General features: G+C 59.9%; 15 protein-coding genes. 12 read left to right on the forward strand and 3 right to left on the reverse strand.

The window, feature by feature from the left end:
• Window positions 1-24: 24 nt before the first annotated feature.
• Window positions 25-759 (reverse strand): SDR family NAD(P)-dependent oxidoreductase, encoded by a 735-nt coding sequence (locus tag H281_RS0112970; RefSeq protein ID WP_027804547.1) that lies wholly within the window; start codon window positions 757-759, stop codon window positions 25-27.
• A gap of 101 nt (window positions 760-860) precedes the next feature.
• On the opposite strand from H281_RS0112970, the gene H281_RS0112975 reads away from it, so the two are divergent.
• Window positions 861-1,826 (forward strand): LysR family transcriptional regulator, encoded by a 966-nt coding sequence (locus H281_RS0112975; protein WP_020067541.1) that lies wholly within the window; start codon window positions 861-863, stop codon window positions 1,824-1,826.
• Window positions 1,827-1,941: 115 nt separating this feature from the next.
• Here the strand turns inward: H281_RS0112975 and H281_RS0112980 are convergent, their stop codons facing one another.
• A complete protein-coding gene (locus H281_RS0112980; RefSeq protein ID WP_020067542.1) occupies window positions 1,942-2,769 on the reverse strand; it encodes an SDR family oxidoreductase in 828 nt (275 codons plus the stop codon).
• Window positions 2,770-2,868: 99 nt separating this feature from the next.
• Here H281_RS0112980 and H281_RS0112985 point away from each other — a divergent pair, with 99 nt between their 5' ends.
• From H281_RS0112985 to H281_RS0113030, 10 genes are all read left to right on the forward strand, one after another.
• Window positions 2,869-3,771: a LysR family transcriptional regulator gene (locus H281_RS0112985; RefSeq protein ID WP_051120955.1), complete on the forward strand. Its 903-nt coding sequence runs from the start codon at window positions 2,869-2,871 to the stop codon at window positions 3,769-3,771.
• A gap of 341 nt (window positions 3,772-4,112) precedes the next feature.
• Entirely contained in the window at window positions 4,113-4,997 is an 885-nt protein-coding gene (locus H281_RS0112990; RefSeq protein WP_020067544.1) for a LysR substrate-binding domain-containing protein, read from the forward strand.
• A 138-nt stretch (window positions 4,998-5,135) separates the two neighbouring features.
• On the forward strand, window positions 5,136-6,377 hold the full coding sequence (locus tag H281_RS0112995) for a CaiB/BaiF CoA transferase family protein (RefSeq protein ID WP_020067545.1): 1,242 nt from the start codon (window positions 5,136-5,138) through the stop codon (window positions 6,375-6,377).
• Window positions 6,374-7,150: an enoyl-CoA hydratase-related protein gene (locus H281_RS0113000; protein ID WP_020067546.1), complete on the forward strand. Its 777-nt coding sequence runs from the start codon at window positions 6,374-6,376 to the stop codon at window positions 7,148-7,150. Before H281_RS0112995 ends, H281_RS0113000 begins: the two co-directional genes overlap by 4 nt.
• 30 nt (window positions 7,151-7,180) lie before the next feature.
• Window positions 7,181-8,002 (forward strand): enoyl-CoA hydratase-related protein, encoded by an 822-nt coding sequence (locus tag H281_RS0113005; RefSeq protein WP_020067547.1) that lies wholly within the window; start codon window positions 7,181-7,183, stop codon window positions 8,000-8,002.
• Window positions 8,003-8,065: 63 nt separating this feature from the next.
• Complete coding sequence (locus H281_RS0113010; protein WP_020067548.1) at window positions 8,066-9,439, forward strand: MFS transporter; 1,374 nt, start codon at window positions 8,066-8,068, stop codon at window positions 9,437-9,439.
• Between the two features lie 236 nt (window positions 9,440-9,675).
• On the forward strand, window positions 9,676-10,488 hold the full coding sequence (locus H281_RS0113015; protein WP_027804549.1) for a GNAT family N-acetyltransferase: 813 nt from the start codon (window positions 9,676-9,678) through the stop codon (window positions 10,486-10,488).
• A 121-nt stretch (window positions 10,489-10,609) separates the two neighbouring features.
• On the forward strand, window positions 10,610-11,146 hold the full coding sequence (locus H281_RS0113020; RefSeq protein WP_020067550.1) for a GNAT family N-acetyltransferase: 537 nt from the start codon (window positions 10,610-10,612) through the stop codon (window positions 11,144-11,146).
• A gap of 105 nt (window positions 11,147-11,251) precedes the next feature.
• The gene (locus H281_RS37275) at window positions 11,252-11,635 is read left to right on the forward strand and encodes a VOC family protein (RefSeq protein ID WP_408423065.1); all 384 of its coding nucleotides are present in this window, start codon (window positions 11,252-11,254) and stop codon (window positions 11,633-11,635) included.
• Window positions 11,636-11,669: 34 nt separating this feature from the next.
• Window positions 11,670-12,179 (forward strand): GNAT family N-acetyltransferase, encoded by a 510-nt coding sequence (locus H281_RS0113030; RefSeq protein ID WP_027804552.1) that lies wholly within the window; start codon window positions 11,670-11,672, stop codon window positions 12,177-12,179.
• Window positions 12,180-12,195: 16 nt separating this feature from the next.
• On the opposite strand, the gene H281_RS0113035 is transcribed toward H281_RS0113030, so the two are convergent.
• Window positions 12,196-12,774, reverse strand: a complete 579-nt coding sequence (locus H281_RS0113035; protein ID WP_027804553.1) for a GNAT family N-acetyltransferase — start codon at window positions 12,772-12,774, stop codon at window positions 12,196-12,198.
• Window positions 12,775-13,257: 483 nt separating this feature from the next.
• Between H281_RS0113035 and H281_RS34605 the strand changes: the two genes are divergently transcribed.
• Window positions 13,258-13,773, forward strand: coding sequence for a GNAT family N-acetyltransferase (locus H281_RS34605; protein WP_020067554.1), 516 nt, complete (start codon window positions 13,258-13,260; stop codon window positions 13,771-13,773).
• Window positions 13,774-13,964: the final 191 nt, after the last annotated feature.

Here is a 13,964-nt window from a genome sequence, read left to right on the forward strand (position 1 = left end):
ATGTGTTGATGATTGGATCGCGCGTCAGATTTGCGCGAGGCCACCGTCGACGGCGAGCTCGCTGGCAGTCATGAAGCTGCTGTCCGACGACGCTAGAAAGGCCGCGGCCGCTCCGATCTCGGCGGGATGAGCCATGCGCTGCAGCGGAGTCATCGAGGCGAAGACCTTCTGGCCTTCTTCGCCGAGCGCCTCCTTCGCGAGTTCGGTCGCCGTCGCCCCGGGTGAGAGCACGTTGATGCGGATGCCGGTGCCCTTCAGATCCACCGCCCAGGTCCGCGCAAGGTTGCGCACGGCCGCTTTGCTCGCGCTATAAGCGCTCATTGCCGGAGCGCCCGTGGTGCCCGCACTCGAACCAGTCAGGATGATCGACCCGCCTTCGCCCATCAACGGCAGCGCTTTCTGAACCGTGAAGATCACACCCTTCACATTGGTATCGAAGGTTTCGTCGATGTGCTCGGCGGTAATCTGGCCGAGTGGAAGCGCGCTTCCTGCCCCGGCATTGGCTAATACGATGTCGAGGCCGCCGCGCTCGGCCTTCACCGCTGCGTAGAGCTTGTCGAGGTCGGCCGGGTCGGAGACCGAACCCTTCACCGCGCGGGCACGAGGCCCGAGGTCTGCCACGGCAGCGTCGAGCGCTTCCTGCCGGCGGCCGAAGATGAAGACGAATGCGCCTTCGTCAATAAAGCGCCGGGCTGCGGCGAGGCCAATGCCGGTCGCGCCGCCGGTAATCACAGCAGTCTTGCCATTCAGTCTGTTCACGTCGTGCGTCCTTCAAAAATGGAGAAGACCATTCTCTAGCTCTTGACCCATGAAGACAATTGACTAAAGATGCATTAAAACCATCTACTTTTTAGATAACCATGCTCGACAACGTCACCATCAACCAGCTCCGGGCCTTCGTCGCGGTCTGCGATCAGGGGAGTTTTTCAGGGGCCGCACGGGAATTAAGACGTGCACAGTCGGCGATCAGTCACGCGATCAGCGCGCTCGAAGGTGCGTTTGATGTGGTGCTGTTCGAGCGCAACACTCGCCGAGCGACGCTGACAGCCGCGGGCCGCAGCCTTCTGCCGGATGCTCGCGGGGTGATCTCGCGCACCGAAGAGATGAAGATGCGTGCGGTTTCGATTGCCGAAGCCGGGGTGCCGCAAGTGTCGCTTGCCGTCGATGTCTATTTCCCGCGTGCGCACCTGAGCGAATGCCTGCGCACTTTGCAGGCAGACTTCCCGACGGTTGCAATCAATCTGCGCATGACGACCATGCAGGGCGGCGAGCGGCTGGTTTTCGATGGTACGTGCGCATTGGCGGTGACGATCACAGACGTGCCGGAGCTAAGCCCCGGGACCATCGAAAGGCAGCATTTGTGCGAAGCGCAAATGGTCACTGTTTGTGCGCCATCGCATCCGCTGGCCGCAATCACGGGGTCCATCCCGCGAGAGGAATTTGGCCGGCACATCCAGCTCGTCGTAACCGACAATCAGCCGGATGCGGAAAAGACCCAACAGGGTGTCGCCAGTGAACGCCAGTGGCTGGTGAACGACCTGGGCGCGAAACACGATCTGCTGAGGGGAAGCTTGTGCTGGGGACACATGCCGCATCATCTGGTTGACGACGACCTCGCGAATGGAACACTTGTCGAACTTAAACGGCGCGCATGGCACATGCGCCCGCTTACTTTCATGATCTCGCAACGGCGCGGATACTCGATTTCCGAATGCGAGACACGGCTGGTGGAACTCCTTGGCAGCTGTCATCGCGCCTCGAAGGAGGCCGGCCAGCGCGCTGTCTCGCGTAAAGGCAAAAAATCTTCGGTGGTCCGCCGCGCGTAAGCACCGGACGCGGAGCAGTCCGATAGAAAAGGTGGATCGAATGCCCGCACCGCCTTATGAATTTAATGGTTCGCCATCCTCCGTAAAAGAGCCGCAGTATTGCAGGGCTGCTCAGTTACGCGTCTTCCATCACAGACAACGCGATCGCCTTCTGCGCTTCGACGCTTGCGAGGCGCCTGGTCAACGCGTCACGAATGTGCTCGTAGGCGAGCTTGCCGAGCACGAGACGCTGAGGCGGATTCGGCTCGTCGATGGTGGCAAGCATCGCCTCGACGGTCTTCGCAGCATCAGCAAATTCGAAGTAGCCTCCGTCGAGCGCGCGGCGTATTTCACCAACAGGCGTATCGGCATAACACGGCAGCGCCGCCGCGACATCCAGTCCCGTGCCGAAATTCGTGCGCGTCGGACCCGGCTCTACGATCACGAAGTCGATGCCGAAGGGCGCGACCTCCTGCGCCACGGCCTCCACGAAACCTTCGATGCCCCACTTGCTTGCGTGATACGCGCCGAAGCCTGGATACGCGATCTGCCCGCCTTCTGACGAGACCTGCACGATGCGCCCGCCGCCTTGCTCGCGCAGACGCGGAACGACAGCGCGGATCAGTTGCATCGAGCCGGTCAGGTTGGTCGCGATCTGCCGGTCGATCTGCGCATCACTGAGTTCTTCCGCCGCGCCGAAGAGGCCGTAACCCGCATTGCTCACGACGATATCGATTCGCCCGCATGCGTCGAAGGCTTGGGCGACGGCACGGCGCATGGCGTCCAGATCCGTCACGTCGCATTCGACGATACGGAGCTTCCCGGGATGCGATGCGAGCAGATCATCGAGTGCGCCGGGTTTGCGCAGTGTCGCGACCACGCTGTCGCCCCTGGCGAGAGCGCGTTCCGCGAGTCCGCGCCCCAGTCCGCTCGACGCGCCTGTAATCAGCCAGTTTTTGCTCATTGCGAATCTCCGTTCGACGATCAAAACCCTATGCTAGGCCGTTAACATATGTGTGAGAATCACTATCAATCGGCATGATGAGGTGAAATATATTCAACAATGGCCAAACCCACATTAGCGGATCTGCAATCCTTCATGGCTGTTGCCGCGCGGCGCAGTTTCGCTCAGGCAGCGGGCGAAGTCGGCGTATCGCGCTCGGCGCTGAGTCATGCCATGCGCGGTCTCGAAGCCGATCTAGGCGTGCGTTTGCTGCACCGGACAACGCGAAGCGTGTCGCTCACCGATGCCGGCGAACGCCTGCTCGCGCGTCTGCGTCCCGCGTTGAGCGAGCTCGATGATGCGCTCGACGACGTCTCGCGCTCTGAGGGTGAAGTGCGCGGCTCGCTGCGCATCAACGGCAGTGAAGGTGCGATCCGTCATCTGCTGCGCACGGTAGTGCCGCCGTTTCTCGCGAAATATCCGCTTATGGAACTGGATCTGGTGGCGGACGGGCGGCTTTCCGATATCGTCGCGGAAGGGTTCGATGCGGGCGTACGACTGGGCGAGGCCTTGCCCAAGGACATGATCGCCGTACGCGTGAGCGAGGACATGCGCTTCGTTGCGGTGGCGTCGCCGCGTTATCTGCGCAAATTCGGGCGGCCGGGATCACCGGAGGATTTGCACGCGCATCGCTGCATCCGGCAGCGTCTTCCTAGCGGAAAACGCTATCGCTGGGAATTTGCGCAGCATGGGCAGGAGTGCGTCATCGATCCACCCGGCGCGCTCACGCTCGATAACAGCACGCTGATGGTCGAGGCAGCCATCGATGGACTTGGCATTGCGTATGTTCCCGAGCCATATGCGTGCGCGGCGCTGGCGCGCAGGCGGTTATCGGTAGTGCTGGGCGAATGGTGCCCGGCTATACCCGGCCTGTTCCTTTACTTTCCTGGCAGTCGACACATTCCGGCGGGCTTGCGCGCTTTGATCGCTATGTTGCGAGAGGGGGAGCGGTCTCCGGTCTGATCAGCGACGCGCCCGAAGCAAACGCCAAATCACACTCGAACATATTGAAATGGCAGCCGCTAGCCGCCATTCGAACGGCTCATTCAGTGCCAAAGCGGCCCAATGGTCAAGCCGAGCACCGTGGCGTATGCTGCCGTTTGCCGTTCAGCCACCAAAAAGGCCCTCGCGACTCTGCCCTGGCATTCTGTTGGTCAAGACCTGCGCGATTTGCACGTTGCCGGAATAGCCTCTTGCTCCGTCGTCGCTCGTCGGTGCTTCACTATTCGGCGAGCTGCCACGTGCCGAACCGTCCTTCGGGCATTTCGAGCCGCAATCCCCATATGCTTCTAGACGGATAGACCATGGAACGTCGAGCACTGCTTCCCCCGTTAAATCCCGCCCGGGCGTTCGAGGCGACCGGGCGCCTGCTGAGCATTTCCAAAGCCGCTGACGAGCTGGCCGTAACGCCCGCCGCCGTCAGCCGGCAGGTGCGTACGCTCGAAGCTTACTTGGGCGTCGATCTATTCGAACGGGTGAAAGGACGGCTGGAACTGACGTCGGCAGGCGCGCGGTATCTGGCGGAACTCATGCCGCTGTTCGCATCGCTGCGCGAAGCCACCGGCAGCCTGCGATCGTCCGAGCGGCGTGCGCGTGTGCTCAAGATCCGCTCGCCTGCGACGTTCGCGGTGCGCTGGCTGATTCCGCGCCTCGCGAGCTTTCATCGGTTGCACGAAAACATCGACGTGCAACTCACGACATCCCCGGCTCCGCTGAATTTTGCGCGTGAGGACATTGACGGCGGCATTCAGCTAGGCGACGGCAAGTGGCCCGGCCTGCGTGTGCAACGTCTGATCGCGAACGAGCTGGTGCCTGTCGCAGCTCCTTCCAGACAGGTCAAGGCCCGCGCGCAGTTGCAGGGGGAAACGCTTCTGCACACGCTCGCGCGCCCGGAAGACTGGACCTTGTGGCTGAAGGCGGCGGGTCTTCCTTTGAACGCGCGCCGCCGCGAGATGCGCTACGAAACGTCGCTGCTCGCGTACCAGGCGGCGATAGAAGGGCACGGTGTCGCGATCGCGCAGAAGGCGCTGGTGCGTGGTGAACTGGAAAGCGGTGTGCTCGTCACACCGTTTTCGTTCGAGCTCGATCGCGGCCATCACACTTACTACTTCGCGTGGCCAACGGGGCGTCCGCAATCGGATGCATTGAAGATTTTTCGCGGATGGCTGCTTACGTTGCTCAGCGAATAACTTTGACGAGTCGCCGACCTTTTAACAAAAAGTCAACGGCTTGTTTCCAAATTGTAGATTGTCCGGCAGGCCGGTGAGTACCTATTCTCATCAGCATGATTCGTCGCAGTGGCGAGTCACGAGACAGGACAATCACAAATGCCAAGAGACAGCCTCAACGGCGTGCGGGTGATCGATTTCTCGCACGTCCTCGCCGGACCGGTCTGCTCAATGACGCTCGCCGATCTTGGCGCGCACGTCGTCAAGATTGAGCCGCCCGGCGGCGAGATCGGGCGGCGTATCGGACCGCCGTGGATAAGCGGTGAAAGCCCGGCCTTCATCAGCGTCAACCGCAACAAGTACAGCGTCGCAATCGATCTGAAAACCGATGCAGGGCGCGATGCCGTTCGCCGCATGGTGATCGAGGCAGATGTGCTGGTCGAAAACTTCCGGCCGGGCGTAATGGCGTCGATGGCACTCGACTTCGACGCATTGCGGCAACTGAACCCCCGGCTCGTCTACTGCTCGATCTCTGCGTTCGGCCAGACGGGCGCGAATCGCAAGCGGCCTGGCGTCGATGGCGTGATCCAGGCCGTCAGCGGTCTGATGAGCACGCTCGGCACGACGAGCGCCGAACCGCTTAAAGTCCCGATCCCCGTCGCCGACATGATGGGCGGCTATCTCGCGTCGATCGCGATTCTCGGCGCGCTGCATCAGGTTCGCGCGGGCGGTGGCGGACAGCACCTCGACGTGAGTCTCTACAACGCGACGCTGATGCTGCAGCAAATCGGCTTCGCCGCGTTCTTCGCGTCCGGGAGAGAGCCGGAAAAGACCGGCAGTGCCGCGCCTTATGCGTGCCCGAACGAAGCGTTCCCAACGCAGGACGGCTGGATGATGGTGGTCGCCTACCATCCGGAGCGATGGCACGCGCTATGTGAGGTGCTCGCTTCGTCGTCGCTCGAAGCGGATCCGCGATTTGCCACCAACGATGATCGCGTGCGCCATCGCGCGATCCTCCATCACATACTCGCCGCGCGTTTCGTCGAACGCACGACTGCGGACTGGATGGAACGGCTCGCGGCGCGCGACATTCTATGCGCGCCCGTTGCAACCTACGGCGATGTCATCGACACAGCGGAGTACGCTGAATGCGGACTGGCGCAGACGATCGATCATCCGGTCGCGGGCACCATGCGCACGCACGGTTTCGCGCTCGGTCCATCGGATCGCCCGAGCGCGCCCGACTTGCCCGCGCCGCTGACGGGCCAGCACACGCTGCAGATGCTGAAGCGATACGGCTTCGCTGAAAGCGAGATCGCGGGCCTGCTGAACGCCGGGGTTATCCGAGTGGGCCGCGCAACGCGCGACACCTGCGATGAAGACCGCAAGGTGAGCGCATGAGCGCCGCGATGATCCGCAGCGAACGACGCGGGCGGGTCGCGCTCGTGCGTCTCGCGTCGGACAACCCACTGAATCCTCTGACCGACGCGTTGATGGATCAGCTGATCGACGTCCTGCTGCGCAATGAAGCCGACCCGCAGGTTCACGCGACTGTTTTGACTGGGTCCGGCAAAGCTTTCGCCGCCGGCGCGGACATCGTCGCGATGTCGAAGCTCGATTACGCAAACGCATTCTCGGATGACTACATTGGCCGTAGCTGGGATCGCATCCGCACCGTCCGCAAACCCATCATCGCGGCGGTAGGCGGCTATGCGCTCGGCGGCGGTTGCGAACTGGCGATGATGTGCGACATCGTCATCGCCGCGGACGACGCGCTCTTCGGCCAGCCCGAGATCAAACTCGGCATCGTGCCGGGGGCGGGCGGCACGCAGCGTCTGCCGCGGGCGGTCGGAAAATCGACCGCGATGCTCGCGTGTCTGACCGGTGAGCCGCTTGGCGCCCAGGAGGCACTGGCTTACGGACTCGTGTCGAAGATCGTCGCGCGCGAGCGGTTGATCGACGAAGCGATGCGCGTCGGCGAACAGATCGCGCGTCATTCGCTGCCGGTGATCGTCGCGATCAAGGAGGCCGTCGATCGTGCGTTCGAGTCGTCGCTGTCGGAAGGACTGTTGTTCGAGCGACGGCTATTTCACGCGGGCTTTTCGCTCGCCGATCAGAAAGAAGGCATGGCGGCGTTTCTGGAACGCCGTCAGGCCGCGTTTCAGAACCGGTAGTGGCCGGGAAAACAAACAGGAGACTTCTTCGTGGCAACTCATCCAAATCATGCCGGTTCACTGGTCGAATCGTCCGTCGATGACGGTGTGCTCACGCTCACGCTCAACAGTCCGAGCGATGGCAACGCGCTGAACGTCGCGATGACGGAGGCGCTGTCGGACGTGCTCGAGCAGATCAATGACCGGCCCGACGTGCACTGTTTGCTGCTGCGTTCGTCGTCGCCGCACTTCTGCACGGGCGGCAATGTGAAGGACATGCAAAGCGGCAGCGATCTCATGAGCGGCAGTGTCGAGGCTGTACGCGAGCGCCTGCATCGCAGCCTCCACAGAATCACGCGCGCATTGAGCGGTCTCGATGTGCCTTCCGTTTGCGCTGTGAATGGCGCCGCAGTCGGAGCAGGATGCGATCTTGCGCTGATGTGCGATATCCGCGTGGCGAGCACAAAAGCCGTGTTCGCCGAGAGTTTCTTGCGGCTCGGACTGGTGTCGGGCATCGGCGGATCGTGGTTCCTCGTGCGGAGCGTGGGCTATTCGAAGGCGCTGGAATTGACGCTGACCAGCGAGTTCATCGATGCTGAAGCGGCGCTGGGTCTCGGCATCGTTTCGAAGGTGGTGCCGGAGGACGAGCTCGACATCGACGCACGGTCGCTGGCGAAGCGCATCGCGCAGAACCCGCCGACGGCGCTGCGCATGGCCAAGCGGCTCGTGCGCGAAGCGGCCGATGCATCGCTTTCGACGACGCTCGAAATGGCGGCAAGCATGCAAGCCATTCTATTGTGCGGCCGCGAGCACAAAGAGGCTGTCGGCCGGTTTCTGGAGCGGCAGGCGGAGAAGAAGCGCACACACATGTGATGCGCGATACGGCCACCGCGTAGATCGCGCGGGGCCTTACAAACTGAATCACAGGAGACGACCATGTCCACCACTTCCGGAGCCCGGGATCCGCAGCCCGGCATGCTGCGAATCATCGCGACGTCGAGCATCGGCACCATGCTCGAGTACTACGATTTCTTCGTGTATGTCGCGCTGACATCGACTTTGACGCACTTGTTTCTCCCATCGACGGACCGGATGATCGCCACAATGGCGGGCGTTGCCACCTTCGGCATCGCGTATGTAGCGCGACCGTTGGGCACGATCATCTTCAGCCCGATGGCCGACCGCATCGGACGCAAGAAGACGTTCGTCATCACGCTCGCGATCATGGGCATCGCGACAGTGGGCATCGGCTGCCTGCCGACCTACGCGATGGCCGGCTTGCTCGCGCCGATAGGACTGGTCACGCTACGCGTGGTGCAGGGCATCGCGCTCGGCGGCGAATACGGCTCTGCCGTCGTCTACGTGATGGAGCATGCGCCCGCGGGCCGAAAAGGCATGGCGACGAGCGTGCTTCAAAGTACCGCGAGCCTCGGACTGCTGCTGGCGCTGGCGATCGTGTCGGCGCTGAAGTTCGCGCTCGATGCATCGGCATTCGAATCCTGGGGCTGGCGCGTCCCGTTCCTGATCTCGGCGCCGATCGTCGCGGTGGCGACATGGATTCGGCTCGGCATGACGGAGACGCCTGTGTTCGCCGAGATGAAGCAGGCGGGCCGTCTGTCGAAATCGCCGCTGCAGGACACCTTGTCGAGCGCGACGTCGTGGAAAGCGATCCTTGTCGCGATGTTCGGCGCGCAAGGCGGAACGTCGGTGTCGCTCTATACGTCGATCGTGTATATGCTCTACTTCCTGCAGAACGTGTTGAAGGTCGAACCTTCGCGCGCGAACCTGTGCCTCGGGATTGCTATCGTCGTGGCCGCGCCGCTTTATCCGGTGTTCGGCCGTCTATCCGATGCGATCGGCCGCTCGCGTGTGATGCTGATCGGCATCGTGCTGTGGATACTTGCGGCGTATCCGGCTTTCGCGGGCATCAGGACGAATGCGCTTGCGGGCGGCTGGGCCATGGTGACGCTGCTCGTCGCGTTGCTGGCCGTCCTGACGGCGATGATCATGGCGCCGCTGCCGGCGTTCATCGCCGAATGCTTTCCGCCGCAAAGCAGAACCACGGGCTTCGGATTGTCGCAACAGCTCGGCAATGTGCTGTTCGGCGGCTTTCTTCCGCTGATCAGTCTCTCACTCGTCAATCTGACGGGCAACCCGCTTGCGGGCGTCGGGTATTCGATTGTGTCGCTGTTGCCCTGTCTCGCTGTCACGTACTTCTGGGGACTGCGGCAGGATCGGCTGATCCGGCAGCGCAGTCACGAAGTCCAGTGTGCGAGCCGTGCGAACGCGGGCCAGTTACCGGTGCGCTGAGTCAGCCATGGCATGAGTCCCGGCATTGTGATGCTGCGCCTCGCTGGGATGTCTTGTGAGTCGGCAAAGATCGACTAATTTCGGCCGATCGACACGACCGGCTGGATCGCTGACAATCTCATCTTATGCGGCTGGATTTCGACGAGGCCGCCAGCACGTTGTGATCCAATTGGCTAAACGATCAATCCGCATAAAATCGAAGGAACGATTCCCGTTCGTTGTCAACGATGCTAGAAATGCGACACTTTGCCGGTAACCTTGGTCTCGCTACTGACCTATTGCTGCACACCGATATCGGGGTGGTCGAGTCACGGGATGACTATATCGTCGTCCGCACACCGGACGCGCCCGAATACTTTTTCGGCAACATGCTTGTTCTGCGGCAGCGACCCTCAGCAAGGGACCTGGAATTGCTGGAGCATGACTTCGGCGACCTCGTCGGGACACCACCGCTGATTGCACACCGCACGTTTATGTGGCCGGAAAGCGCCGACAGCGAAGTGACCTTCGACGCATTCGTGGAACAAGGCTACGACGCGACTGTCTGCCGGGTGCTGGTGGCCCATCCGGATGAGATCATTCCGGTTGCGACCAACCCATTGGTCAACGTGCGCCCTTTTACCATGCAGCGCGACTGGGACGATTGGTCCCGAATGCAACTCGCCCACACGCCAAACCCAACGAGCATTAGCTCACAACGTTACATGGCGCATCAACAGAGGGCTTACAGGAGCCTGATTGAACGTGGTCGCGGAAACTGGTGGGGAGCCTTTATCGATAATGAGCAGGTAGGAAGCCTTGGCCTGTTCTTTCTTGACGGCATTGGGCGTTTCCAGTCCGTTATTACAGGGGCACAGCATCGAAACCGGAATGTTTGCAGAACCTTGGTGACCGAGGTTATCAGGCGGGTCGCCGGACGGTCTGACCGGCTCGTCATGGTCGCAGACGAAAGCAGCCATGCCGGAGCAATATACAAGGCGATGGGTTTTCGGCAACAAGGGCGATTAGCCAGCTTGTGTCAGGAGCCGGGCAATGCAACAGCGCGTTGAGTCCATCCAGATTAATTTTAGGCCCGACGGTACCTGGTAAAGTTTGACCATGAACAGTCATTCCGCGTGACTGCCAACATCGGCGACAATCCTCCTGTCTTAATCATTCGAGGTGGTGAAAATGCTGACGACCGTTGCCCTAACGCCTGTTGACTTCAAGCGTTGGGCAGAGCATCTAACCCGGCAGATCGCCGAATCGGGACGCGACGGCCGGCCATTTTTTTCGCCTTTGGAAGCCGCTGATTTCGAATCACCCGAGCGTCGCGCTCGCTTCGAAGATCGCCTCTCAATACCTTTGCCTCAGCCAACATGGATGAGGGTGTGGGCGGTTAAAGGCCCCGATGCACGCTTCATCGCACATCTTGACTTGAACGGATCCAGCATACCGTCGGAGAAACATCGCGCCACTCTTGGTATCGGCGTCGAGGAGGGCTTTTATCGCAGAGGCCTTGGGCGAAAGTTGATGCTGGAAGCCATAGAATTCGCGACACGTAACCACATTGAATGGATCGACCTGTCTGTGTTCAGCGATAACCACGCTGCGATCAGCCTTTATCGATACTTTGGGTTTGTTGAAATTGGACGACGCGATGACAGATTTCGTATTTCCGGACGCTCAATCGACGACATTACCATGACCCTGCGAATTAAGAGCTAGGGTAACCGACTGGCTTCGGGCTAACTCCGGCCGCTCGCTCGCCTGGTATCGCAAGCCGATTTTTGATGCCTCTGCAACCATATCCATAAGACCTGTTCGATGAAGATGCATCTTAGAGTCGCTCGGCCCGTTTGCGATCTTGTCCGTACCGAACGCATGTATTGCGTAGGGCTTGACCTGGCCGTGCTCGCGAGGTTTCAGGACCATCAGGGCTTCGACGGAGTGATGCTTGGAAGTCCAGGCATGGACTATCATTTTGAGTTCACCCATTGCGGCGAACACCCCGTGCTGCCTCGACCAACGATTGAGGACTTGCTCGTGTTTTACGTACCGGATCGACAAGAGTGGAGTGCAATGGGCAATCGTCTTGTCGAAAATGGATTTGTTCGCGTAAAGTCGTTCAATCCATATTGGGACGTGTCGGGACGGACATTCGAGGATCCCGACGGCTATCGGCTCGTCTTGCAAAACGCGGCGTGGAGTGTCTGACGTCCTTATCGTATTTCTCCCCCAAGAGTTGACGGTGACCAACCCGATAAGCTATCGACGTGCAACCATCGAAGACGTTTTGACAATCTGCGAATTGGGTCAAATTCTGAATGCGAGCCATCACTCAGCACGCCCCGACATCTACGCAGATGCCACCGCAGAATTCAGCCGCGACGAGCCGCATTGGCTTTCCAGCCTCCAGGGAGAAGATCGAGCGACGTTCCTTGCAGAGCTTGGTAGCAAAACTGTCGGCTTCATTACGATTCAGGTGGTGAAGCCGATGAGCCCGCTGTTGCAGCCGATGGTCGTTGGGCGTATCGGGTCCGTCGCAGTTTCAGAACAAATTAGAGGACGCGGGGTCGGCAGTTCTCTTATCAAGCTCGCCGAAGAGTGGGCGCGGAAGCAGGGTGCCACTGACATCAGACTAGCCGTTTGGGAGTTCAACCAACAGGCGGTCAGCCTGTACCGGGAACTTGGCTATGAGGTTCGCGCCTTTGAAATGGGAAAGCGGGTTCGGACTGCGGAGATAGAAAATTCGGAATGAAGGCTGCAAGGATAGTTCAACGTTCTGGAGTCTGATTGATTAGCGACGTGAGCACGTGGTCGGCCCATACCCCATTGATCCGTAGATAGGACCGCGCCAGGCCTTCGCGCTCAAAGCCTAGACGTTTCAATAGCCGTTCGCTGCGAGCATTTTCAGGCCTGAAGTTGGCCATTATTCTGTGCAATCTGATTTCGTCGAAGATATAGGTAATCGCTGAGGTCAATGCTTCGCGCATCAGCCCTTGTCCTTCAAACCGCTTTGCAAGCGAAAATCCAAGATGACATGCCTGAAAGGGACCGCGCACAATGTTGGTGAAATTGCAATCGCCCACCATTTCGCCGGTTCCTGGCGCAATTAGAAGTAGATGCACCGCGACCCCTGAGTCGTTGTTGTGCGCCATCATCGACAGCCGTCGCCGAACTGATTCAGTTTCGAAAAAGCTTTCGGCTCGGAGCGGTTCCCAAGGCTGCAGGTGAGCGCGATTTTCAACGGTGTATGCCCGCAACTCATGGGTGAACTGCTCACATGCCGGCACAAGTTTCAGGCGTGCCGTTGACATTGCACTTGGTAGTGCATCGATGTGAACGCTCGTCACGTTGTCCTCCCATTGAAAGGGCGGAGAAGTATGGTTAATCAGAAATTTTTCGTCAACAATTCGACCGGCGTCCGCTACAGAAAAAGCCACGATGCACACCTGGTGCGATCGCCGCGCACGACTGTGGGGTAGGTGCGGCCGTTTCTGAGGCATTGGCGTCGGCCGTTCACATTGGTGAGAATCGGCGATCCCCGTTGACTGTGATCTTTTACAGATGCAATATGTCTGCATGAACTCCGACACGCTCGAAACGATGATGTGCACCATGACGCCCGACGGCGAGTCGTGGGAATCGTGACGTTCTTACATCACATATAGACTTCCTCAACGGCCCCGCCAGTCATGACGGGGCCGAGTCTTTTTCCTCGCTCCGAATGCCATTGGCGCAGATAGGAGTGATTGCATGCATTACACAATACGTGGTGCCGTCTATCAGGGCTATGCCCGCATGTCGACTCGTTTGTTCGAGCCGAGGGGCGTGGCATGCTGACGATACGAAAAGCGAATCGCCATGACGTCTGCGACGCTTGGGATATCCGCAAAACCTCGGTGCATGCCGCGTGCGCCGAGTATTACCCCGAGGCGACCCTTTCTGAGTGGGTCGATGGCACGCCCACCGATAAATGGGCTAGCGTTGTCGAAAACGACTTTTACGTTGCCATCGATGAAGAACTAGTCGTTGGCACAGGAATGCTTACGGTCGGAAACGGGCAAGTCGACGCAATCTTTGTGAGGCCATCTCATATGGGACTCGGCATTGGGCGCAAGATGCTGCAATTTCTCGAGGCGTTGGCCGGCGTTCATGGCGTTGCCGCAATGCGTCTCGATGCAACGCTAAACGCAGCGGCGTTCTATCGCCGTTGTGGTTGGGCGGGAGATTCCATATCGACCTACCGTAGCTCGCGTGGACTGGAACTGGCTTGCGTGCCAATGACAAAGCATCTGACCGTCAGAGCGTCGGTTGCTACGTCCGACGATTGCCGTCCCATCCGGCGATAGTCGGCTAGTTCAGGGCATTCGACACAAGACCCAAGATTGTTGAAAATTCCGTTGTTAATTTAACAAAATCCAAAGTGACCGATGTCGCAGGAACTGAAAATCCCCTCCGGTTCTCCAACGATTATCCTACCGTCCGCGTGACGACCGCAGGTTGCCAGTACTTTGCGAAAGGCACTTCCAATGCCTCGACA

Source organism: Paraburkholderia caledonica (assembly GCF_000383275.1).
Taxonomy (GTDB): Bacteria; Pseudomonadota; Gammaproteobacteria; order Burkholderiales; family Burkholderiaceae; genus Paraburkholderia; species Paraburkholderia caledonica.

What these genes read in the sequence shown, in the direction of transcription:
- H281_RS0112975 (WP_020067541.1), top strand. Translation starts at nt 861, where the DNA reads ATGCTCGACAACGTCACCATCAACCAGCTCCGGGCCTTCGTCGCGGTC.
- H281_RS0112980 (WP_020067542.1), bottom strand. Translation starts at nt 2,769, where the DNA reads ATGAGCAAAAACTGGCTGATTACAGGCGCGTCGAGCGGACTGGGGCGC.
- H281_RS0112985 (WP_051120955.1), top strand. Translation starts at nt 2,869, where the DNA reads ATGGCCAAACCCACATTAGCGGATCTGCAATCCTTCATGGCTGTTGCC.
- H281_RS0112990 (WP_020067544.1), top strand. Translation starts at nt 4,113, where the DNA reads ATGGAACGTCGAGCACTGCTTCCCCCGTTAAATCCCGCCCGGGCGTTC.
- H281_RS0112995 (WP_020067545.1), top strand. Translation starts at nt 5,136, where the DNA reads ATGCCAAGAGACAGCCTCAACGGCGTGCGGGTGATCGATTTCTCGCAC.
- H281_RS0113000 (WP_020067546.1), top strand. Translation starts at nt 6,374, where the DNA reads ATGAGCGCCGCGATGATCCGCAGCGAACGACGCGGGCGGGTCGCGCTC.
- H281_RS0113010 (WP_020067548.1), top strand. Translation starts at nt 8,066, where the DNA reads ATGTCCACCACTTCCGGAGCCCGGGATCCGCAGCCCGGCATGCTGCGA.
- H281_RS0113015 (WP_027804549.1), top strand. Translation starts at nt 9,676, where the DNA reads ATGCGACACTTTGCCGGTAACCTTGGTCTCGCTACTGACCTATTGCTG.
- H281_RS0113020 (WP_020067550.1), top strand. Translation starts at nt 10,610, where the DNA reads ATGCTGACGACCGTTGCCCTAACGCCTGTTGACTTCAAGCGTTGGGCA.
- H281_RS37275 (WP_408423065.1), top strand. Translation starts at nt 11,252, where the DNA reads ATGCATCTTAGAGTCGCTCGGCCCGTTTGCGATCTTGTCCGTACCGAA.
- H281_RS34605 (WP_020067554.1), top strand. Translation starts at nt 13,258, where the DNA reads ATGCTGACGATACGAAAAGCGAATCGCCATGACGTCTGCGACGCTTGG.